Annotated in this window: 24 protein-coding genes; 13 read left to right on the plus strand and 11 right to left on the minus strand. The window is 34.3% G+C overall.

Going from position 1 to position 22,061, the window contains the following annotated elements; genetic code table 11:
* Positions 1-10 precede the first annotated feature (10 nt).
* From C8C87_RS06925 to C8C87_RS06940, 4 genes are all read right to left on the minus strand, one after another.
* On the minus strand, positions 11-1,093 hold the full coding sequence (locus C8C87_RS06925; protein ID WP_121342075.1) for an acyltransferase: 1,083 nt from the start codon (positions 1,091-1,093) through the stop codon (positions 11-13).
* 178 nt (positions 1,094-1,271) lie between these two features.
* Complete coding sequence (locus tag C8C87_RS06930) at positions 1,272-1,673, minus strand: hypothetical protein (protein ID WP_143394896.1); 402 nt, start codon at positions 1,671-1,673, stop codon at positions 1,272-1,274.
* Positions 1,674-1,892: 219 nt separating this feature from the next.
* Positions 1,893-2,477 (minus strand): hypothetical protein, encoded by a 585-nt coding sequence (locus tag C8C87_RS06935; RefSeq protein ID WP_147402358.1) that lies wholly within the window; start codon positions 2,475-2,477, stop codon positions 1,893-1,895.
* A gap of 172 nt (positions 2,478-2,649) precedes the next feature.
* Entirely contained in the window at positions 2,650-2,865 is a 216-nt protein-coding gene (locus tag C8C87_RS06940; RefSeq protein WP_143394895.1) for a hypothetical protein, read from the minus strand.
* Positions 2,866-3,329: 464 nt separating this feature from the next.
* Here C8C87_RS06940 and C8C87_RS06945 point away from each other — a divergent pair, with 464 nt between their 5' ends.
* The 5 genes from C8C87_RS06945 (at position 3,330) to C8C87_RS06965 (ending at position 7,551) form a co-directional block, all read left to right on the plus strand.
* Positions 3,330-4,883 carry a response regulator gene (locus C8C87_RS06945; RefSeq protein ID WP_121342078.1) on the plus strand — a complete coding sequence of 518 codons (1,554 nt, stop codon included), beginning with the start codon at positions 3,330-3,332 and terminating at the stop codon, positions 4,881-4,883.
* Positions 4,884-4,955: 72 nt separating this feature from the next.
* Positions 4,956-5,363, plus strand: coding sequence for a tRNA (adenosine(37)-N6)-threonylcarbamoyltransferase complex ATPase subunit type 1 TsaE (gene tsaE / locus C8C87_RS06950; RefSeq protein ID WP_121342079.1), 408 nt, complete (start codon positions 4,956-4,958; stop codon positions 5,361-5,363).
* A gap of 9 nt (positions 5,364-5,372) precedes the next feature.
* On the plus strand, positions 5,373-5,846 hold the full coding sequence (locus tag C8C87_RS06955; protein ID WP_121342080.1) for a GNAT family N-acetyltransferase: 474 nt from the start codon (positions 5,373-5,375) through the stop codon (positions 5,844-5,846).
* A 94-nt stretch (positions 5,847-5,940) separates the two neighbouring features.
* Positions 5,941-7,140, plus strand: coding sequence for an alanine dehydrogenase (locus C8C87_RS06960; RefSeq protein WP_199074797.1), 1,200 nt, complete (start codon positions 5,941-5,943; stop codon positions 7,138-7,140).
* Between the two features lie 36 nt (positions 7,141-7,176).
* Positions 7,177-7,551, plus strand: coding sequence for a DUF4258 domain-containing protein (locus tag C8C87_RS06965; protein WP_099715469.1), 375 nt, complete (start codon positions 7,177-7,179; stop codon positions 7,549-7,551).
* 141 nt (positions 7,552-7,692) lie between these two features.
* On the opposite strand, the gene ung is transcribed toward C8C87_RS06965, so the two are convergent.
* A complete protein-coding gene (ung, locus tag C8C87_RS06970) occupies positions 7,693-8,364 on the minus strand; it encodes a uracil-DNA glycosylase (protein ID WP_121342081.1) in 672 nt (223 codons plus the stop codon).
* A 113-nt stretch (positions 8,365-8,477) separates the two neighbouring features.
* Between ung and C8C87_RS06975 the strand changes: the two genes are divergently transcribed.
* From C8C87_RS06975 to C8C87_RS15950, 4 genes are all read left to right on the plus strand, one after another.
* Positions 8,478-10,643 carry a DNA mismatch repair protein MutS gene (locus C8C87_RS06975; RefSeq protein ID WP_121342082.1) on the plus strand — a complete coding sequence of 722 codons (2,166 nt, stop codon included), beginning with the start codon at positions 8,478-8,480 and terminating at the stop codon, positions 10,641-10,643.
* Positions 10,644-10,750: 107 nt separating this feature from the next.
* Positions 10,751-10,969, plus strand: a complete 219-nt coding sequence (locus C8C87_RS06980) for a GIY-YIG nuclease family protein (protein WP_369869776.1) — start codon at positions 10,751-10,753, stop codon at positions 10,967-10,969.
* Between the two features lie 206 nt (positions 10,970-11,175).
* The gene (locus C8C87_RS06985; protein ID WP_121342083.1) at positions 11,176-11,592 is read left to right on the plus strand and encodes a thiol-disulfide oxidoreductase DCC family protein; all 417 of its coding nucleotides are present in this window, start codon (positions 11,176-11,178) and stop codon (positions 11,590-11,592) included.
* 76 nt (positions 11,593-11,668) lie between these two features.
* A complete protein-coding gene (locus C8C87_RS15950; RefSeq protein ID WP_255409051.1) occupies positions 11,669-11,800 on the plus strand; it encodes a hypothetical protein in 132 nt (43 codons plus the stop codon).
* A gap of 61 nt (positions 11,801-11,861) precedes the next feature.
* Here C8C87_RS15950 and ettA read toward each other — a convergent pair whose 3' ends face one another.
* The 3 genes from ettA to holA all read right to left on the minus strand — a co-directional run bounded on the left by ettA (position 11,862) and on the right by holA (position 14,898).
* Complete coding sequence (ettA, locus tag C8C87_RS06990; RefSeq protein ID WP_099715464.1) at positions 11,862-13,556, minus strand: energy-dependent translational throttle protein EttA; 1,695 nt, start codon at positions 13,554-13,556, stop codon at positions 11,862-11,864.
* A gap of 78 nt (positions 13,557-13,634) precedes the next feature.
* Positions 13,635-13,817 carry a CAL67264 family membrane protein gene (locus C8C87_RS06995; protein WP_091169561.1) on the minus strand — a complete coding sequence of 61 codons (183 nt, stop codon included), beginning with the start codon at positions 13,815-13,817 and terminating at the stop codon, positions 13,635-13,637.
* A 76-nt stretch (positions 13,818-13,893) separates the two neighbouring features.
* Positions 13,894-14,898, minus strand: coding sequence for a DNA polymerase III subunit delta (gene holA / locus C8C87_RS07000; RefSeq protein ID WP_121342084.1), 1,005 nt, complete (start codon positions 14,896-14,898; stop codon positions 13,894-13,896).
* 92 nt (positions 14,899-14,990) lie between these two features.
* Here holA and C8C87_RS07005 point away from each other — a divergent pair, with 92 nt between their 5' ends.
* From C8C87_RS07005 to C8C87_RS07015, 3 genes are read left to right on the plus strand one after another with little or no spacing between them, the layout of a single operon-like run.
* Positions 14,991-15,440, plus strand: coding sequence for a type I restriction enzyme HsdR N-terminal domain-containing protein (locus tag C8C87_RS07005; protein WP_099715462.1), 450 nt, complete (start codon positions 14,991-14,993; stop codon positions 15,438-15,440).
* 13 nt (positions 15,441-15,453) lie between these two features.
* Complete coding sequence (locus tag C8C87_RS07010; RefSeq protein WP_121342085.1) at positions 15,454-16,455, plus strand: glycosyltransferase family 2 protein; 1,002 nt, start codon at positions 15,454-15,456, stop codon at positions 16,453-16,455.
* A gap of 50 nt (positions 16,456-16,505) precedes the next feature.
* Complete coding sequence (locus C8C87_RS07015; protein WP_099715460.1) at positions 16,506-17,339, plus strand: OmpA family protein; 834 nt, start codon at positions 16,506-16,508, stop codon at positions 17,337-17,339.
* A 101-nt stretch (positions 17,340-17,440) separates the two neighbouring features.
* On the opposite strand, the gene C8C87_RS07020 is transcribed toward C8C87_RS07015, so the two are convergent.
* The 3 genes from C8C87_RS07020 to C8C87_RS07030 all read right to left on the minus strand — a co-directional run bounded on the left by C8C87_RS07020 (position 17,441) and on the right by C8C87_RS07030 (position 21,410).
* Positions 17,441-18,061, minus strand: coding sequence for an L-threonylcarbamoyladenylate synthase (locus tag C8C87_RS07020; protein ID WP_099715459.1), 621 nt, complete (start codon positions 18,059-18,061; stop codon positions 17,441-17,443).
* 113 nt (positions 18,062-18,174) lie between these two features.
* Positions 18,175-20,514: an ATP-dependent helicase gene (locus C8C87_RS07025; protein WP_121342086.1), complete on the minus strand. Its 2,340-nt coding sequence runs from the start codon at positions 20,512-20,514 to the stop codon at positions 18,175-18,177.
* Between the two features lie 125 nt (positions 20,515-20,639).
* Positions 20,640-21,410 (minus strand): TSUP family transporter, encoded by a 771-nt coding sequence (locus C8C87_RS07030; RefSeq protein WP_121342087.1) that lies wholly within the window; start codon positions 21,408-21,410, stop codon positions 20,640-20,642.
* Positions 21,411-21,539: 129 nt separating this feature from the next.
* Between C8C87_RS07030 and C8C87_RS07035 the strand changes: the two genes are divergently transcribed.
* Positions 21,540-22,061, plus strand: a complete 522-nt coding sequence (locus C8C87_RS07035) for a hypothetical protein (RefSeq protein WP_121342088.1) — start codon at positions 21,540-21,542, stop codon at positions 22,059-22,061.

A 22,061-nucleotide genomic window follows, 5' to 3' on the forward strand; every position in this document is an offset into this window, starting at 1 on the left:
CATTTTTAAATTAAACCTTCTTTCTCCTATCCGTTAAATACTTTCGGATTGGAATATCATAAAAAACCATTGCTAAATAAGCGAAGCCAACCAACAATAGTGTTCCTATTGAGATGATATAAAACAGCTCAGTCGTTTCTGGTTTGTACGTTGTATAATAGTTTGCGAATAGCCACATCACTGCATAATGCGTCATGTATAGAGGATACGATATTTTTCCGGAGAAGATGCACAGTTTTCTAAATCCCTGTTTTAGTGTCGCTCCGGCTCCCAATGCAATCAATAACGGGAAATAAAACAAGACCACCAAAGGCTCAGTCAACCAGTTCCATTCCGTAAAAGGTATTAAAAAGGCCAACATTAGTAATACAGACAGACTGATGAAACCGAGTTTTGATTTAATAATCCAATTGGAACGAAAAATCAACATCCCAACTAAAAAAGAATACGAAATACGGGCAGCGCCATCCCAAAAGGTTTCTCCATTCCATCCGCCCAGCAAGGAACCTCCCGCACGATAGCTGACAAAACAGAGTCCTGCCCCAGCCAAAATAGTTAGTAAAAACAGCGAACGACGGCTCAATTTGTACAGAAAAAGTGCATACAGAATGTTGGCAACATATTCCCAAAACAAAGACCAAGCTGGTGCATTTAAACCGAACAAGTTGAAATATCGGTCTGGCATTGCTGGAAAAGGGATTAAAAATACGGAAGCTAGAAATATCAGAATCAATTTACCCGTTTCGTAGGTTTCAGGATGACTGCTAAAAGGATCAAAAAGAAAAGCCAACAAACCCAGAACCGAACCAAAAACAACCAAAGGATGCAATCGGATGAGCCTTGTTTTAAAAAACGCTGCAATTCCCATTTTTTCAATACGCTCCTGATGATAAGCATAGGCAATCACAAATCCGGATAAACAAAAGAAAAAGTCAACCGCAAGAAAACCATGCGCAATGAAATTTTTGCTAGGCTGATAAACGATTTCCATAAAATGAAAAAGTACAATGGACAAAGCTGCTATTCCTCTTAATCCATCAAGGATTTCAAAATGTTGTTTTTGTTTTAAAATGGCGGAATCTATTTTGGTCATGAAGTATTAATCTTATTTTAATCAATTCTGTTTCTAGCAACGCTTTATTAATACAGCGGATTTGGGATTAAATTAATATTTGTTTTTTTGGTTAAGTACAAATTTTCAAAATACAAAACCATTTTTCATTAAGCCAATTGCCCAAATCCGTTGTAGTAGATGTTGGCAGTAGTGTTTTTTATTTAATGCTAATTTCTATTTTAGTTTTAAACCAAAATCCGTGTCGATTTTCTTTGAAAATATCGTCTATAGATTTTTTTGTTTTATAAATTGTTTTAATATTTTGAGTTTCTATTTCAATATTATTGATTGAACTTGTTAATTCTTCAATTTGTTTGTCTGACCAACTTCCGATTCCAAAATGCAAATTTGCTGTGTCTTTTGGTTTTATGTTAAAAACTATAGAATCGTTAGTTGTTATTCTTTCCAAATCATAATTCTCAACTTTAGGATTTAGATTAAACTTTACTTTTACATTTGAATCAGTTTTATTTATAAAATCAATAAAGTGTGGAGGGTCGCAACTCATTAATAATTGTGAACTTATTATGAGTATTAAAATGTTTTTAATTTTTTTCATTAATCCATTTTGGTTTTGTTAATCATATGTTCTTCTTCACGGGCAACATTACTGCTAACGTTCTGGCACTACAGCGGGTTTGGGACTAAATTAAGCCCATTCTTCGGATTTGCCACTCGAGCGATAGCGAACAGGCGAAGCAAATCATTCCAAATACAAAACCAACTTTACATTTAGCCAATTGCTCAAATCCGTTGTAGTAGCTGTTGCCAGTAGAATTTATTTTTTAGATTGTTGTTTTTCAATTAATTCGTATTCTTCGCCATTATGAAGTTTTATTTGAACTAATCCAAGCTTCTTGCTCCAAATGAAATTTTTTATTTTGAAATCTGGAAGATTATTAAAATCTTGAAAATTGCTAAAAATATGGCATTGCTGAATTCCAAAATTCTTTAGAACTACTGTTGTGTCTTTCAAAGTTTCGCCATTAAACTCTATGTCATATATTCTAATTATGGGCAAACTCAATCCAATTTCTTTGACATGTTGAATTAAATAATTTGAATCACTCATTTTTCCATTATGCGAATATTTATAATCTATAAAGTAAGCTTCAGGATCCACATTAGAGACTGAAGGATTGCAATTTCCAATAGGTAAAGTATGGGTATTTTCTAAAATAAATATCGTATCTCTTTTACGCGAATCCAAATTGGATTGAAATATTTCAATGTTACCTTTTTTGTATGGAGTTATCCAATATTTTTCATTTTCATTAAAATAGATTTTTTTACAACTAAAATCACACGCTGAAAATAAATTAAGCAAGATTATAGAAATACAGAATGTAAATGTTTTATACATATTTTTTATTCGTTTCGCGCGGATTTTGTTGCTAACGTTCTGGTACTACAGCGGGTTTGGGACTAAATTAAGCCCATTCTTTGGATTTGCCAAATCATCCCAAATACAAAACCAGCTTTCCATTAAGACTATTGCCCAAATTCGTTGTAGTAGCTTTTACCAGCAGTTAATTTTATATAATTGAATTTTGTTTCTTCTTTGCCTGCTCAACAGTAATTTTATTAAATATTATCCTTAAGAATCCTGTAATTGAAATAAAAGCAATTCCAACCAATAGTTGATATTCTTGAAATATATTATTTGGATATAAATCCGTTAAAGCGATTATTAAAATTGTTAAACAGCCAATCCAAATAAATGCAATAGAAACGAGAAGGATTTTTTTCATATTTCTGTATTTGCATAATATTTTATTATTGCTCATCATTATTTGCGTTTCTATGACAATGATTGGTAACTAACGGTTTGATAAATATCAGATTTTTGTTATTTTCAAATATATAATAAATTCATTACAAATAATACAATCTAGTTTTGTTTTCTGAGAACTTTTCCAATCAAAATGTAGTACTAAACCCCAATCATTCTCGCAAGTGCGTGAGGGATGGAAGCGGCATCCTTTCCTTTTTTCTTTAAAAAGGAAAGATACAGCGTACAGCCCGACCCGGACGAAGTTTACGCAGGATGGGTCACGCCCAAGAACAAACCTAATACAGAACGAAAGCGAATTGCAGTTTTATAAAATGTAGCGTAAGTATGTTAAAAAATTATCATAATATTAGCAGGTAGCCGTTGCAAAAAAATGTAATTTGGCACTTTAAATAGTACTTTAGAACACTTGTTTATACAATTATGGATAAAATAAAAATACTTTGGGTAGATGATGAAATCGACCTTTTGAAACCACATATCTTATTTCTGGAAAAGAAAAATTACGAGGTAACGACTTGTAACAATGGGCTTGACGCGATTACAATTTTTGAGGAAAACAATTTTGATATTGTTTTCTTGGATGAAAATATGCCCGGAATGAGCGGCTTGGAAACCTTATCAGAAATGAAGGAGAAAAAATCTTCGGTTCCCATGATTATGATTACTAAAAGCGAGGAAGAATACATTATGGAGGAAGCCATAGGTTCTAAAATTGCCGATTATTTGATTAAACCCGTGAATCCAAACCAGATTTTGTTGAGCTTGAAGAAAAATCTGGATCATTCCCGATTGATTTCGCAAAAAACAACGCTGGATTATCAGAAAGAATTTAGAAAAATTACCATGGAAATGGCGATGGTAAATTCCTATGAAGACTGGATTGAGTTGTATAAGAAATTGATTTTTTGGGAACTTGAATTAGAGAATATCGACGATCAGGGTATGGTTGAAATTTTGGAATCCCAAAAAACAGAAGCCAATTCACAATTTGGAAAATTCATTGAGCGCAATTATGAGGATTGGTTTGCACCAAAAGCGGATAAACCGGTTCAATCGCACACGTTATTCAAAGAATTAGTACTTCCAGAACTTAAGAAAAAAGACAAGCCTATTTTGTTTGTAGTGATTGACAACCTGCGTTACGACCAATGGAAAGCCTTTGAAAGTGTGGTGGGAAATTACTATAAACTGGAAAAAGAAGTGCCCTACTACTCTATTCTTCCTACGGCAACGCAATATGCGAGAAACGCTATTTTCTCAGGTTTGACACCATTGGAAATGGAAAAACAGTTCCCTCAATACTGGAAAAATGACCCGGAAGAAGGTGGAAAAAATCTTTTTGAAGCCGAATTTTTGACAGCACAATTGAAACGATTAGGTTTGAATATCAAGGAAGATTATTTTAAAATAACCAGTCTTGCAGGCGGAAAAAAATTAGCCGAAAGCTTTAAAGCTTTAAAAGATAATGATTTGGTTACCATAGTTTACAACTTTGTGGATATGCTTTCGCATGCCAAAACAGAAATGGATGTGGTAAAAGAACTGGCCTCTGATGATAAAGCGTATCGTTCGCTTACGTTGAGTTGGTTTAAGAATTCCCCACTTTTGGAAATCATTCAACAGGCTCAAAAAATGGGTTTCAAATTGATTTTAACAACAGATCACGGAACGATAAACGTAAAAAATCCATCGAAAGTGGTAGGTGATAAAAACACCAGTTTAAATTTACGTTACAAAACCGGACGTAGTTTGACCTACGAACACAAAGATGTTTATGCGGTAAAAGAACCAAAAAATGTTGGCTTACCTACCATAAATATGAGCAGTTCTTATATTTTTGCAAAAAATGATTTGTTTTTGGCGTATGTCAACAACTACAATCATTATGTGAGTTATTACAAAAATACGTATCAACACGGTGGAATTTCATTGGAAGAAATGATTATTCCGTTTTTAGTTTTTAATCCGAAATAAAAAAGTAGTCAGACTCCGTTTTCAGTTTTTTGGTAGAACCTTAAACTTTAAACTTTAAACAATTTTAAAAGAATGAATATCATTTTTTCTATCGACCAACTCGAAGAAGTAGCACAAAAAATCATAGCCGAAAACCCCAAAAAAGTGATTCTGTTTCATGGTGAAATGGGCGTTGGGAAAACCACTTTGATCAAGCAATTGTGTAAAACACTTGGTGTAACCGGCGCGACGAGTAGTCCAACCTTTTCTTTAGTTAATGAATACGAAACCGATGATAATCAGCTGGTTTATCATTTTGATTTTTATAGATTAAATCATGAAACAGAAGCTTTGGATATGGGTGTTGATGATTACTTGTATTCCGGGAATTGGTGTTTTATAGAATGGGCAGAGAAGATTCCAAATTTGATTCCTGAAACACATTCGGTTATAACTATTTCATTGCTTCCTGACGGAAAGCGTTCTTTAACCTTAAGTTAAAAAGTAATTATGAGTTTAGACAATACAGTAGAAATCATTCCTTTTTCAACCGCACTAAAAGAACCTATAAAAACCTTAAACCTGGAATGGTTGAAAAAGTATTTCAAGGTAGAACCTAAAGACGAAATTGTACTTTCGGATCCGCAAGGTCAAATTATAGACAAAGGCGGAATGATTTTTTATGCTAAATACAATGATGCTATCGTAGGTACAGTTTCCTTAATGAAAATTGATAGCACTACCTATGAATTAAGCAAAATGGCAGTAACAGATGGCGTTCAGGGCTTAGGCGTTGGAAAGAAATTGATGCTGCATTGCCTTGCCGTTGCTGAAGCAAAAGGAATTGAAAAGCTGATTTTATATTCGAACAGGAGATTACTGCCGGCGATTCATTTGTATGAAAAATTTGGTTTTGTAGAAGTACCTTTGGAAGGTGGCGTTTATGAAAGAGCCGATATAAAAATGGAAAGAGTCATGCACTAATTTCAGATGTAAGTTCACGTGCATTTATCCCCGTAAATAGTGCACTTTTTTTAAAAGTTTTTACGTAAATTGTACCCTTAATTTAACAACATCAATGTCAATTACTATAACGCCATTCACAAAACAACAGCTATTACCCCAAGAAGAAAAACTTGAGGTAGCAAGAAAAAAAAGCGAGCTTTTTATAGGAATCCCAAAGGAAACCAGTTATCAGGAACGCCGTATCTGTCTTACTCCAGACGCTGTAAACTCGCTGACCTATCATGGACATCGGGTGATGATTGAGGCTGGCGCGGGTTTAAATTCCAGTTATACGGACAAAGAATATTGTGATGCCGGTGCCGAAGTTACCAGTGACACCAAGAAAGTTTTTAGTTGTCCGATGATATTGAAAGTAGAACCGGCAACGCTTGCCGAAATTGAAATGATGAATCCTCAAACGATTCTGCTCTCAGCAATTCAACTGAAAACCCGAAAGAAAGTCTATTTTGAGGCTTTGACCAAAAAGAAAATTACCGCACTGGCTTTTGAATACATAAAAGATGAAGATGGCACCTATCCTGCAGTGAAAGCGTTAAGCGAAATTGCCGGAATTGCATCGATTCTAATTGCTGCCGAGTTGATGATTACCAATGAATTCGGAAAAGGACTGTTATTCGGGAATATTACAGGCGTTCCTCCTACTGATGTTGTAATTCTTGGCGCAGGAACTGTTGGAGAATTTGCCGCTAAAACCGCCATTGGTTTAGGTGCCAATGTTAAAGTTTTTGATAATTCTATTACCAAATTACGCCGTTTACAGAACAATTTGAATCAGCGTATTTTTACTTCTACCATACAACCAAAATCTTTACTGAAAGCATTGAGACGATGTGATGTCGCTATTGGCGCCATGCGAGGAAAAGAACGTTGTCCCGTGATTGTTACGGAAACCATGGTGGAGCACATGAAAAGTGGTGCTGTAATTGTGGATGTAAGCATTGATACCGGCGGTTGTTTTGAAACTTCAGAAGTGACTTCACACGAGAAACCTACGTTCATCAAAAACAATGTCTTGCATTATTGCGTACCCAATATTCCTTCCCGATATTCTAAAACAGCATCGTTGTCCATTAGCAATATCATAACGCCTTATTTGATGCAAATCGCTGCAGATGGCGGTATCGAAAGCGCTATTCGTTGTGATAAAGGATTGAAAAATGGTGTTTATATGTACCACGGAATCCTCACAAATAGTGCCATTGGCGATTGGTTCGATTTGCCTAACAACGACATTAATTTAATTGTTTTTTAAGAAAACTTTCTTCTACCTTTGCCAAAAATTTAATTCATGAAGTTTATACATCGTTTTGCTTATTATTTAGTAGGTTTAGTTATCGGATTGTTTTTTGTAGCGTTAGTTTTCAGTGGTAAAGACACTCGTTGTAACTATTTTCCAAATGCCAGAGTCTTGAATGATTTAAGAAACAAACCTTTCCATTATTCGGATAAAGCATCACAGATTTTGGCTGAAAAATGGATTGATACTTCCGATATAAAAAATACATTGCAATATGGTGATGTAGATTTTGACAAAAGCAATATAGAACTTAAAAAAGGAAAGCTGTATATCATCGAAGGGAAAACAATCAAAAACCAAGAGGTTACTTTGAAAGTGATTAATTACGCTGATAAAGCTGTCTTAGAAGATATTATAAAAAAATAATTTCTCTTTTATACCAAAAAAAGTAAATTTTAGGAAACAGTACTTTTAAAATAAAACCATTAAGCTATTTAGAAAATTAAGTTTTATAGCCTTAATTAAACTTAATTTCTTAATGGTTTAGAAAAAGATAATCTTAAAAAACTACAACCACTTTATAGGTTCTAATCCGTTTTGTTTTAAATACGCATTCGTTTTACTGAAATGCTTATTCCCAAACCATTTCCCTTGATTGGCACTCATAGGCGAAGGATGCCCGGATTCTAAAACCAAATGTTTGTTTCGGTCGATTTTTAGTCCTTTTTTGTGCGCAAAATTTCCCCAAAGCAAGAAAACAACATGCTCTTTTTCTTCCGAAATTTTTTGGATTACTGCATCAGTAAAAACATACCATTTCAAGTGTTTATGACTATTTGCATTGTCTTCTCTAACCGTCAGCGAAGCATTTAACAATAAGACGCCCTGCTTTGCCCAAGTTTCTAAATTCCCTGAAGTCGGCATAAAAATAGTCCCTAAATCATCACTCATCTCCCGAAAAATATTACGCAACGAGGGCGGAATTCGAACGCCATCATTTACAGAGAAACACAAACCATTCGCTTCACCTTTCCCATGATACGGGTCTTGACCAATAATAACCACTTTTACATCTTTGAAAATGCAATAGTTAAACGCAGCAAAAATCAATTCTTTGGGAGGGTAACAGGTATAATTTTTGTATTCCTCCGCAACAGTTTCCATTAAATCCTGAAAATAGGGTTTCTTGATTTCATACGATAAAATGGTTTGCCAAGAGGTATTTAGATTGATTTGCATGTAATTTATTTTGCCGTAAAGTTCGCAAAGTTTTTCGCAAAGTCCGCTAAAAAAATTAATGCATTTCACTTTGAATCTTTGTAACTTTGAAGCTTTACAACTTAGATCATAAAATGATATCCATCACCGAAAAAACATTACAAGATTTACAATTTCCAACTGTTCTCGAAACCATTTCGACAATTTGTAATACTGACATTGGAAAACAAAAAGCATTAGAAATAACTCCTTTTAAAGACAAGGAAACGTTGATGCAGGCCTTAATGCAAACATCTGAATATGTTTCGTCTTTCCAAAATAACAATGCCATTCCAAATCATGGTTTTGACGCCATTACGCATGAGATAAAATTTCTGGCCATTGAAGACAGTTTCTTGGAAGTGGGCAGTTTTAGAAAAATTGCCACGATTTCTTCAACGGTAAATTTCCTGTTGAGTTTTTTGAGAAAATTTGAGGATTATTATCCAAATTTAAACGCAAGAGCAAACCAAGTCGAACTGACTAAAGAAATCATCACTATGGTCGATGAAGTAGTCGATAAATATGGCGAAATAAAAGACAATGCCTCCCCGGATTTATTGAACATCCGCAGAAGTATGAATGCAGTTCGCGGGAAAGTCAACCAAAGTTTTGGATCAGCAATGACCCAATACAATGCGCTGGGATATCTTGACGACATCAAAGAAAGTTTTGTGCAAAACAGACGTGTTTTGGCTGTTTTAGCGATGTACCGCCGTAAAGTCAAAGGATCGATTCTGGGCAGTTCCAAGACAGGGAGTATCGCCTATATTGAACCCGAAGCTACTTTGCAATATTCTCGGGAATTGAGTAATCTTGAATACGAAGAAAAAGAAGAAATCACCCGAATATTAAAACAGTTATCGAATCAGATTCGTCCTTTTTTACCGCTGTTAATCAAATACCAGGATTTCCTTAGTGATATTGACGTAATTGCCGCCAAAGCAAAATATGCAAATAAAATCAATGGAATTTTACCAACAATTACTGAAGAACGCCGACTTTATTTTAGAGATGCCTACCATCCTATTCTGTATTTGAATAACAAACAGAAAAACGAAATTACACATCCGCAAACCATTGAATTAGGTCAGGAAAACAGAATTATTGTGATTTCAGGTCCTAATGCAGGAGGGAAAACTATTTCGTTAAAAACTGTTGGATTACTGCAATTAATGTTACAATCCGGAATGTTGATTCCGGTACATGAACGCAGTGAAACTTTTTTGTTTGATAGAATTTTAACAGATATTGGAGACAATCAATCTATTGAAAATCATCTAAGTACATACAGTTACCGATTGAAGAACATGAACTACTTCCTAAAGAAGTGCAATAGAAAAACCATGTTCCTAATTGATGAATTTGGTACGGGTTCTGACCCTGAATTAGGAGGTGCTTTAGCCGAAATTTTTTTGGAGGAATTCTACCATCGGGAAGCTTTCGGGATTATTACAACCCATTATTCAAACCTAAAAATTCTGGCTAACGAATTGCCTTTTGCCACCAATGCCAACATGCTTTTTGATGAAAAATCATTGGAACCCATGTATAAATTAGCTTTGGGACAAGCAGGAAGTTCATTCACTTTTGAAGTGGCTTTAAAAAACGGAATTCCTTTTAGCTTAATCAATCGAGCCAAAAAGAAAATTGAAGTTGGAAAAGTACGTTTCGACAAAACCATTGCAACCCTTCAGAAAGAACGTTCCAAAATGGAAAAAACTTCTCAAACGCTGAAAGAAGAAGAAACCAAAGCGCGTGAAGAAGGCAAAAAAATGGAGAATATCAATGTAAAAATCAAGCAAAAACTGGAAAGCTATCAAGAATTGTACGACAGCAACCAGAAAACGATTTACATTGGTCAAAAAATTGAAGACATTTCGGAGAAATATTTTAATAATAAGAACAAGAAAGAACTCCTTGGAGAATTTTTGAAAATCATTGAAATCGAAAATTCAAAACGCAAAAAAGCCACAACCAAAGAGGCAAAAGCACTGATTGAAAAGAAAAAAGAAGTCATTCAAGAAGTGACCGTTCAGGTTGAAGAAATCAGAAAAGAAAAGAAAGAGAAGAAATTAAAAGTGGTGGTTGAAAAACCAAAACCTATCCTAAAAGTAGGCGATCGCGTGCGAATGTTTGACGGAAAAGCGGTGGGAACGATTGATTCTATTGAAAAAAACAAAGCAACGGTTAATTACGGTGTCTTTACTTCAAAAGTGAGTCTGGAAGCACTGGAATTTGTTGAAGCGGGGAAAAAATAGACTAAAGTCATTGTGAGGAACGAAGTAATCACACTAACGAGGATAAAAGTTGAGCAACTAAATGCGATTGCTTCGTTCCTCGCAATGACAAATTCAAATAAAAAACCATGAAACCTGGATTTATCTATATCATCACTAATAAATACCAAACCGTAGTTTATACAGGTGTTACTTCTAATCTTCCGCAAAGAATTTTGGAACATAAAGAAAAAAGATATCCTACTTCATTTTCTGCTTGTTATAATGTGAATATATTAGTTTATTATGAGCAATTTCAATGGATTGGTGATGCTATAGCTAGAGAAAAGCAAATAAAAGCAGGTTAAAGAGAAACAAAAAACACTTTAATTCGTTCTCTAAACCCTACTTGGAAAGATTTATTTGAAGAAATTAAAGATATAATGACGGAATGACTCTCACATGACAAACACTAGTCATTGCGAGGAACGAAGCAATCACACTAACGAGGATAGAAGTTGAGCAACTAAATACGATTGCTTCTTTGCTCGCAATGACATAAGGACACATAAAAATGGAAAACTTACCTAAAGACAAAAAAATTATCCTCTTTGATGGCGTTTGCAATCTGTGTGATTCGGCAGTGCAAAGAATCATTAAGCATGATTCAAAAGATGTTTTCAGGTTCGTTGCCTTACAATCTGATTTAGGTCAAAAAATCATTAAGCACTTGGGAATTGATACACAAAAAACGGATAGTATTATTCTGTATCAGCCCGGTTTTGCCTACTATTATAAATCCGAAGCAGCTTTAGAGATTGCAAAAGATTTATGTGGACTATTTTATTTTGGCACTTTATTTTCAATATTACCCACTTCACTAAATAACCATATTTACGATTATATTGCTAAGAATCGTTACAAATGGTATGGAAAAAAGGAAACTTGTCTGATTCCCACAAAAGAGCTCCAAGCTAAGTTTTTAGAATAAATGACCAATATGATAATTATCATACCTTTTATTTTGCAAGAATAATATATTTGGACAATCTTAAATTTAATTAATCATGAAAGACACTACACTTTTTTCTTGGGATAACGGTTCCTTTATAATGATTGTCGTATTTGGTTTAGTAATCATAGGACTGGTTGCCGCAGTTTTAATTATGATGAATTCCGACAAAAAAATAAAAAAATAGCACAAAAAAAAGAGGATGCCCAGTGGACATCCTCTTCTATTATTAAGACAATTAGAATGAATTAGCTTCTAATTAACTTTCTGTATTTCAATCGCTTTGGAGTTAAATCACCACCTAAACGTTTTTTCTTGTTTTCCTCATAATCAGAGAAACCACCTTCAAAATAATATACTTCAGAGTTTCCTTCGAAAGCTAGAATGTGGGTACAAATTCTGTCCAAAAACCATCTATCGTGAGAAATAACTACCGCACAACCTGCAAAACTCTCCAAACCTTCTTCTAATGCACGTAGCGTATTGATGTCCAAATCATTCGTAGGCTCATCCAGTAAAAGTACGTTTCCTTCTTCTTTTAAAGTCATTGCAAGGTGCAAACGGTTACGTTCTCCACCAGAAAGCATAGAAACTTTCTTGTTTTGTTCACCACCACCAAAATTAAATCGTGATAAATAAGCTCTTGAATTTACTTGCTTTCCGCCCATCATAATCAATTCCTGACCGTCAGCAAAGTTTTCCCAAATTGATTTATTAGGATCTATGTTTGAGTGTGCTTGATCTACATAAGCGATTTTTACAGTGTCTCCAATTAAAAATTCTCCAGAATCTGGTTTCTCTTCACCCATTATCATTTTGAAAATGGTTGATTTACCAGCACCATTTGGTCCAATAATCCCAACAATTCCTGCTTGTGGTAACGTGAAATTTAAATTATCATACAGTAATTTATCTCCAAAAGCTTTAGCTACATTTTTGGCTTCAATTACATTAGTTCCTAAACGTGGACCATTTGGAATATAAATTTCCAGATTTTCATCCAATTGTTTTTGGTCTTCATTCAGTAATTTATCGTAGTTCTGCAAACGCGCTTTTTGTTTCGTTTGACGCCCTTTGGCACCTTGACGAACCCAGTCCAACTCACGTTCTAAGTTTTTTCTGCGTTTCGAAGCTACTTTTTCTTCTAGTGCCATACGGCTTGATTTTTGGTCTAACCAAGAAGAATAATTCCCTTTCCAAGGAATTCCTTCACCTCTGTCTAATTCCAAAATCCAACCGGCAACATTATCCAAGAAATACCTATCGTGCGTTACTGCAATAACAGTTCCGGCGTATTGTGCTAAATGTTGTTCTAACCAAAGTACACTCTCTGCATCCAAGTGATTCGTAGGCTCATCCAAAAGCAAAACATCAGGTTGTTGCAACAACAAACGACATAAAGCTACACGACGACGCTCACCACCAGATAAATTCTTGATTGGCGTATCACCTTCAGGCGTACGCAAGGCATCCATTGCAATTTCTAGTTTGGTATCAATTTCCCAAGCTCCCAATGCATCAATTTTATCTTGCAAAAGCGCTTGACGATCCATCAATTGCTCCATTTTTTCGGCATTTTCATAGACTTCAGGCAAACCAAAACTATCATTGATTTTATTGAACTCATCAAGAACTGCCATTGTTTCAGCAACACCTTCTCTTACAATTTCAATAACCGTTTTACTGTCATCTAAAATAGGTTCTTGTTCTAAATAACCTACCGTATATCCAGGAGCAAAAACCACATCGCCTTGATAGTTTTTATCAACACCGGCAATAATTTTTAATAAGGAAGATTTTCCGGAACCATTTAAACCTAAAATACCAATTTTAGCTCCGTAAAAGAAACTCAAATAGATGTTTTTAAGTACTGGTTTATCTGCTCCTTGATACGTTTTACTCAATTTTGACATTGAGAATATCACTTTTTTATCGTCTGCCATCTTTATTTTTTAATTTAAAATTTAAAATTACATTATCAATTTTCACTTTCAGTCTCGAATCTACATTTAAAACAACTACTACAGTCTGCCTTTAAGCGAACTAAACACCCAAGCATTAGCCAAAAAACCAACACCTACAGCTGCAAATCCCCAGCCTGCTACATCATCATATCTAAAAGCGCCTAATGCAATAAGCAATAAACCCATTACAATCATTATCAAAGTAGCCCAACCTAAAATAGTGTTTTTATTCATTCCCATAATTGTGGTATTTGTTTTTAATAAACCGATTCCGAAGTCTCGGAACGGGAGTGCAAATATCGGAAATTTTTGTCCTTTAATTAAATATTTTATAAAGCATTTCTCGTAACAAATCGGATTGTGACATTGCATTAGCACCAACACCTTTACTTTTTACATCAATATCTCTTAAAGCACCAACAATTTGACTTACTTTTTTCATCGGATAGTTTTTCAAAGCCACATCATATTCTTTCAAAAAGAATGGATTTACACCCAATACAGCCGACACATTTTTGGGATTTCTGTCCTTCAAACCGTGGTATTTCAGTAATTGGATAAAAAATCCAAAAACCAAACTTGTAGTCACCACCATTGGATTGTCTTTTGGATTTTGTGCAAAGTTTTCCGCAATCGTATACGCTTTTAGCTGGTTGCGTTCGCCAAGTGCTTTTCGCAATTCAAATACATTAAAATCTTTACTGAACCCTATATTTTCCTCAATATGCTTGGGAGTTATGGTGCTTCCAACCGGCAAAATGATTTGTAATTTCTCCAGTTCATTGTTTATTTTACTCAAATCTGTTCCAAGAAATTCTACCAGCATGGCATTTGCTTTGGGCTCTATGGAATATTTTTTACCTGACAAAACACGTTTGATCCACTCTCCTACCTGGTTTTCATATAGTTTTTTACTTTCGTAGACAATACCGTTTTTCGCTAACAACTTAGTTACTTTTTTGCGTTTATCCAACGTTTTGTATTTATAGCAAAAAACTAAAACCGTTGTTGCCATTGGGTTTTCAGCGTAGCTTTCCAGTTTATCTATGGTTCTGATTAAATCCTGTGCTTCTTTTACGATGACCACTTGACGCTCTGCCATCATTGGATAGCGTTTTGCTGTCGAAATGATATCTTCTATAGAAACGTCTCTTCCGTATAAAACGGTTTGATTGAAGCCTTTTTCTTCTTCGGATAAGACTTTTTCTTCAATATAATCTGATAGTTTATCAATATAATACGGTTCTTCACCCATCAAAAAATAAATTGGTTTGATGTTGCCGCTTTTTATATCATTTACAATTTTTATAACCTCGTCCATTTATTTTTGGTTTAAAGTTTAAGGTTTAAAATTTATAGCATCGTGTGAAACTTTAAATCTTAAACTTTAAACTAAATAACTATTTTTGCTTCATGCAAAAACTCAATTTTCAGCTTTATAATTTTCGTTTCAAAAATAGCGAAAATAAAGTCTCCATTTTTGATGAAATCAGGAAAAAATTTATCATTCTTACTCCCGAAGAATGGGTTCGTCAGCATGTAGTCCAATTTTTATTGGAAGAAAAAAAATACCCAAAATCATTGATTAACGTAGAGAAAGTTTTAAAAGTCAATGGCTTGCGCAAAAGATATGATGTTGTGGTTTTCAATTCTGATGGTTCCATTTTCATTTTAATCGAATGCAAAGCCCCTGAAGTAAAAATTGCACAAGCGACTTTTGATCAAATCGCCCGTTATAACATGACTATGAATGCACAATTTTTGATGGTAACCAATGGTTTGAATCATTACTTTTGCCAAATGGATTTTGAAAATGAAAAATATCAATTCCTCCCCGAGTTGCCAATGTATAAAAATATATAATCAAGTAATCTAAATGAAAATAGCTGTTGTCATCCTGAATTGGAATGGAATTTCATTGTTAGAAAAATTTTTACCTTCGGTGTTGAAATATTCTCCAGAAGCCACCGTGTATGTTGCTGATAATGCCTCTACAGATGATTCTGTTTCCTATGTGAAAGCTTTTTTTCCTTCGGTTAAAATTGTAAAAAACGACACTAATTTAGGATTTGCAGATGGATACAATCAATCTTTGAAGCATATTGAGGCTGATATATATGCCTTAATCAACTCGGATATTGAAGTAACCGAAAATTGGTTACAACCTATTCTTAAAACTTTCGAGAATGAGCCAAAAATCGCTATAATTCAGCCTAAAATATTGGATTTCAAAAATAAGGAATACTTTGAATATGCTGGTGCTGCCGGTGGTTTTATAGATCAATATGGATATCCGTATTGTCGCGGTCGTATTTTTGATACTTTAGAAAAAGACAACGGACAATACGATGACAACTGCGAAATATTTTGGGCAACAGGAGCTTGTTTTTTTATTAGAAGCGTAGTTTATAAAGAACTAAATGGTTTTGATGATGTTTTTTTTGCACATCAGGAAGAAATCGATTTATGCTGGCGTGCTTTTAATAAAGGATATAAAATAAAATACATTTCAGAATCGGTTGTGTATCATGTAGGAGGAGCAACTTTACAGCAGGGAAACCCAAAGAAAACGTTTTTGAATTTCAGAAACTCCTTATTGATGCTGACAAAAAACCTTCCTAAAAATAAATTGTATTCAATTCTTTTAGGTCGAATGGTTCTGGATGGAATTGCTGGAATACAATTTCTTATGAAAGGAAAATTCAATCATTTTATTGCCATTTTAAAAGCACATTTTTCTTTTTACAAACTTTTTTTAGATCATTATAAAAAAAGAACTAAATTTCAAGAACAAAGATACTACAACACAAAAAGTATCGTTTACATCTATTTTATTAAGAAAATCGTCGTTTTTAACGATTTATTTAGAACAAAATAAATATAAAAAAGTAAATTTGTCTTTAACATTTAATTAAATTAATACCATTTATGAAAAAAATAGTAATTGCCTTATCTGTATTAGCACTATTGACTTCATGTGTTTCTAAAAAGAAATACACTGATTTAGAAGCTAGAAATAAAGAAACTCAAGACTTATTAAATACTGCAACAGTAAAATTGAATGCTTGTTTAGAAGAAAAAGCAGCACTTTCTGCTACTGCGTCTCTTTTAAAAGAGCAAAACCAAGGATTAATAAGCACTTCAAAAGACATGACTATCTTGTCTACAAAAGGAGCTGAAAATATTGAAAAAGCTTTAGAATCTATCAAAGAGAAAGATTTAAAAATCAGTAGAATGCAAGATGCTTTGACTAAAAAAGACAGTGTAACACTTGCTGTAGTTACTAGTTTGAAAAGCGCTGTAGGAATCTCTGATCCAGATATCGAAATAAATGTTGAAAAAGGAGTTGTATTTATATCTATTGCTGACAAATTGTTGTTTAAAACAGGAAGTTACGATGTAACTGATAAAGCAAAAGGTGTTTTAGCTAAAGTGGCTAAAGTAGTAAATGATAAACCGGATTTTGAATGTATGGTTGAAGGTCATACTGATAATGTTCCTTACAATGGTTCAGGTATTTTATTAGACAACTGGGATTTAAGTGTAAAACGTTCTACTTCTATCATTCGTGTATTAACAACTCAATTAGGTGTTAAACCAGAACAATTGATTGCAGCAGGAAGAAGCTCATATATTCCTTTAGTAGCAAATGATTCAGCTGAAAACAGAGCTCGTAACAGAAGAACACGTATTGTTGTTTTACCTAAAATCGATCAGTTTTATGATATGATTGAAAAAGAGATGAAAAAACAAAGACCATAATTTCAGATTGTATTTGAACTAAAAAACGTCCCGATATTCGGGACGTTTTTTTTATGTTTTCTACTGAACACTAATCCCAACTCTTTGGGACTGAATACTAATTAAAGAATGTCCAAACTTCCTTTACCTTCTCTCACTACAATAGGCTCATCACCTGATAAATCAATAATTGTTGACCCCATATTATCACCATAACCGCCATCAACAACCATATCCACTAGGTTTTGCCATTTCTCAAAAATAAGTTCCGGATCAGTCGTATATTCAATCACATCATCATCATCGTGAATAGAAGTCGAAACAATTGGATTCCCTAACTGCTTCACAATTTCTATAGCTATCGCATTATCAGGAACCCTGATTCCAACAGTAGTTTTCTTTTTAAATTCCTTTGGTAAATTATTATTTCCGGGTAAAATAAACGTATAAGGTCCTGGCAAAGCTCTTTTTAATAGTTTAAAAGTAGGTGTGTCAATTTGCCTTACATAATCGGATATATTACTCAAATCGTGACAGATAAAGGAAAAATTAGCTTTATCCAGCTTTATTCCTTTAATCTTTGCGATGCGTTCCAAAGCTTTGGTATTGGTAATATCACAACCCAAACCATAAACAGTATCCGTTGGATAAATTACCAATCCTCCATCTTTTAAAACCTTAACTACTTTGGCAATTGCCGCTTCGTTAGGTTTATCTTCGTATATTTTTATAAACTGAGCCATCAGATTTAAGATTTTTGATTAACGATTTTTGATTTCCTGATTTAAAACTTCAGTCATCTGATTTTAGATTTACTCAAACTGTCACTGAACACTGAAAAACTGACCACTTGGTACTATCCAATAATATCCAGTTTTGCAAAGCGTAACAATAATTTCTTTATTCCACCAACCTCAAATTTAATTTCGGCTTTTTTATCTGCTCCCACTCCTTCCAGGTTTAAAACTTCGCCTTTACCAAAACGTTCGTGCATTACAATATTTCCGGCAACCAATTTATTATCAAACAAATTTGCACTACCGCTTGAAGTTGCAGTATTGGATACAGGTTTCAACTTGCGAATATTTATATCCGATTTGGGTTCATTATCATTATTATATTTGACTGGTGGAGTTCCGTTGGCTGGTTTTGCCAGACGTAATTTGGATTTATCCACATCTCCAAAAATATCACTGTCAATCATTGGTTTATACCTGTAATTTGATTCAGCCGGAGTTAGATATTCTAAATACTGTGCATCAATTTCCTCAATAAATCGGGAAGGTTCACTATCAGTCAATTTCCCCCAACGGTAGCGCGATTGTGCATACGTCAAATAGGCTTGATGCTCCGCACGAGTCAGAGCCACATAGAACAAACGACGTTCTTCTTCGAGTTCACTTCTTGTACTCATACTCATCGCACTCGGAAACAAATCTTCTTCCATTCCTACTACGAAAACATGAGGAAATTCCAATCCTTTTGCCAAGTGAATTGTCATCAAAGCCACACGATCTTCATCGCTGGTATCTTTGTCTAAATCTGTTGCCAAAGCCACATCTTCCATAAACTCAGACAAGGCGCCACGAGCACCATCGATTTCTTTTTGCCCTTCGGTGAAATCTTTGATACCGTTTAATAATTCCTCTATATTCTGGATTTTAGCCATTCCTTCCGGAGTAGCATCTTTCTTTAATTCTTGAACCAATCCCGTTTTTTTCGCAACGTGATCAGTGATATAAAACGCATCTTGATTTTGATCAATAACCTGAAAACTCTGAATCATCGTTACAAAATCCTGCAGTTTTTGCTTGGTTCCCGAATTCAGTTTCAAGTCAATTTTATCAATATTCTGCATCACTTCCCAGATGGAACGTTTGTAGTGATTTGCTGCAATCGTAAGCTTTTCAACAGTTGTATCTCCAATTCCTCGAGCCGGATAATTGATTACGCGAACCAAAGCTTCTTCATCTTTTGGATTGATAACCAACCGCAAGTAACACAATACATCCTTGATTTCTTTCCTTTGATAAAAAGATAAACCACCATAAATTCGATATGGAATATCTCTTTTTCTAAGGGCATCTTCCATCGCACGGGATTGCGCATTGGTACGATACAAAATTGCAAAAGAACCGTTACTAAGTTGGTTTTGCATCTTTTGTTCGAAAATAGTACTGGCCACAAAACGCCCTTCTTCGGCATCAGTCATGCTGCGGTGCACTTTTATTTTTGGACCAAAATCATTGGCAGTCCAAACTATTTTATCCAGCTTTACTTTATTCTTATCGATAATAGTATTTGCAGCTTCCACTATATTTTTTGTCGAACGGTAATTTTGTTCCAATCTAAAGGTTTTCACACCTTCATAATCTTTTTGGAAATTCAAAATGTTGTTGATATTCGCACCACGAAACGCATAAATACTTTGCGCATCATCACCCACCACACAAATATTTTGGAATTTATCCGATAAAGCACGAACAATCAAATATTGAGAATGATTCGTATCTTGGTACTCATCCACCAATATATAACGGAAACGGTTTTGATATTTGGCTAAAACTTCCGGAAAACGAGTCAATAATTCATTGGTTTTCAATAATAAATCATCAAAATCCATCGCGCCGGATTTAAAACATTTATCTACATAATTTTGATAAATTTCTCCTAATCTTGGCTTTTTAGCCATCGCATCTGCTTCTTGTAATTCAGGATTATTGAAATAGGCTTTTACCGTAATCAAGCTGTTTTTATAACTGGAAATTCTGCTTAAAACCTGTTTTGGTTTATACACATCCCTGTCCAATTGCATTTCTTTGATAATCCCGGAAATACAACGCAATGAATCTTGGGAATCATAAATCGTAAAATTCGAAGGATATCCCAAATGATCGGCTTCGGAACGTAAAATTCTGGCGAAAACCGAGTGGAATGTTCCCATCCAAAGATTTTTGGCTTCACTTGCTCCAACAATTTGGGAGATTCGGGTTTTCATTTCCCGTGCCGCTTTGTTGGTAAACGTAAGCGATAAAATATTGAAGGCATCAACGCCCTGATTCATCAAATAAGCTATTCTAATAGTCAACACACGCGTTTTCCCAGAGCCCGCACCAGCAATGATAATCATTGGTCCGTCTTTTTGAAGAACAGGTTCACGTTGGGCTTCGTTGAGTTGATCGATATATTTATGCATGGAGAAATTTAAATTTATTATGCAAAAATAAGAATTTAAGATTTAGAAAACAGGTTTAAATTACAATCATAATGAGTTCTGATTTAACCAAAAATTCACTTGCTATAAAGTCATTATCAAAGTTGCTAATCTTTAAAAAACACATCGTACGCAAAACGAATTAGAGTACCAACAACAACTACCAAAAAGAAAATCCGAATAAAACTGTTTCCTTTATTAATGGCTAATTTAGCACCAATCCAACCGCCAAGAGCATTACTGGCAGCCATAGGCAATGCAACTGCCCAAATTATTTTACCTTTTAAAATAAAAAGACAAATGGAACCAAAATTTGTCGACAGATTCACCATTTTGGCATTTGCGGAAGCATGCAAAAAATCGAATCCCATAATGGCAATAAAAGCCACTACTAAAAAACTTCCTGTTCCTGGACCAATAAATCCATCGTATAAACCAACTACAAAACTGATTCCAATCGCATTCCATATTTGGGTTCTCGAAGAATGATTCTTTTCAATATGTTGTCCAAAATTTTTCTTGGCGTACGTGTAAATCACTAAAAAAGAAAGAACGACCAACAATAATGGTTTCATGAAATCATTGCTCACATACGTCAATAAAGTAGAACCTAAAAATGCCGAAGGAAATGCCAAAAGCATCATGATAGCCAGCAATTTCCAGTTCATATCTACTTTTTTAAGATACTGATATGCAGCAAACGAAGTTCCACTAAAAGCAGGAACTTTCAAGGTTCCAATTACGGTTGAAACAGGAAGATTAGGCAATAAAATCAAACCCATAGGTGTTTGTATCAAACCGCCGCCACCAACAATGGCATCTATAAATCCTGCAGCGAAAGCAGCCAAACAAAGTAAAACTAATATGTAGGTTTCCATTTAACTATTATTTTTAATATTCCCGTAGTGATTGGCAAAAATACTATTCGTATTGATGTATTGCTATTAAAATGGAATTGATTTATAGTCAAAAAAGTATATTTTTGCTTTTATAAATTTTATCAAAGCATGGATACTACAAAAATTATAGAATTACTAAGTTATACGTTACCGGCAATAGTTACAGGTCTTGTTGCCTATTATTTTTTTGATTTACATACCAAAAATGAAGAAGGAAGACGTCGTTATTTACTCAACAAAGAAGCACAAAAAAATGCTTTACCCCTGCGTTTACAAGCCTATGAGCGCATGTCATTATACATGGAACGCATCAATCCTACTAAATTATTGATTCGGATTACACCAATCTCTAACGATAAAAACGATTACGAAAATCTGATAATTGCACAAATCGAGCAAGAATTTGAGCACAATTTAACCCAACAAATCTATATGTCAGATGAATGTTGGACTATCATTGTAACTGCAAAAAATGCTACAATACAAATGATTCGAAAAGCGAATATGAGTGATCGTGTGGACAATGCCGATAAATTGCGTGAAGTAGTTTTAAGCGATTTGATGGAAAAGCAATCACCAAGTAATGCAGCATTAGCCTACATCAAAAACGAAGTGGGTCAGTTGTGGTAG

Source organism: Flavobacterium sp. 120, assembly GCF_003633605.1.
GTDB classification, from domain to species: domain Bacteria; phylum Bacteroidota; class Bacteroidia; order Flavobacteriales; family Flavobacteriaceae; genus Flavobacterium; species Flavobacterium algoritolerans.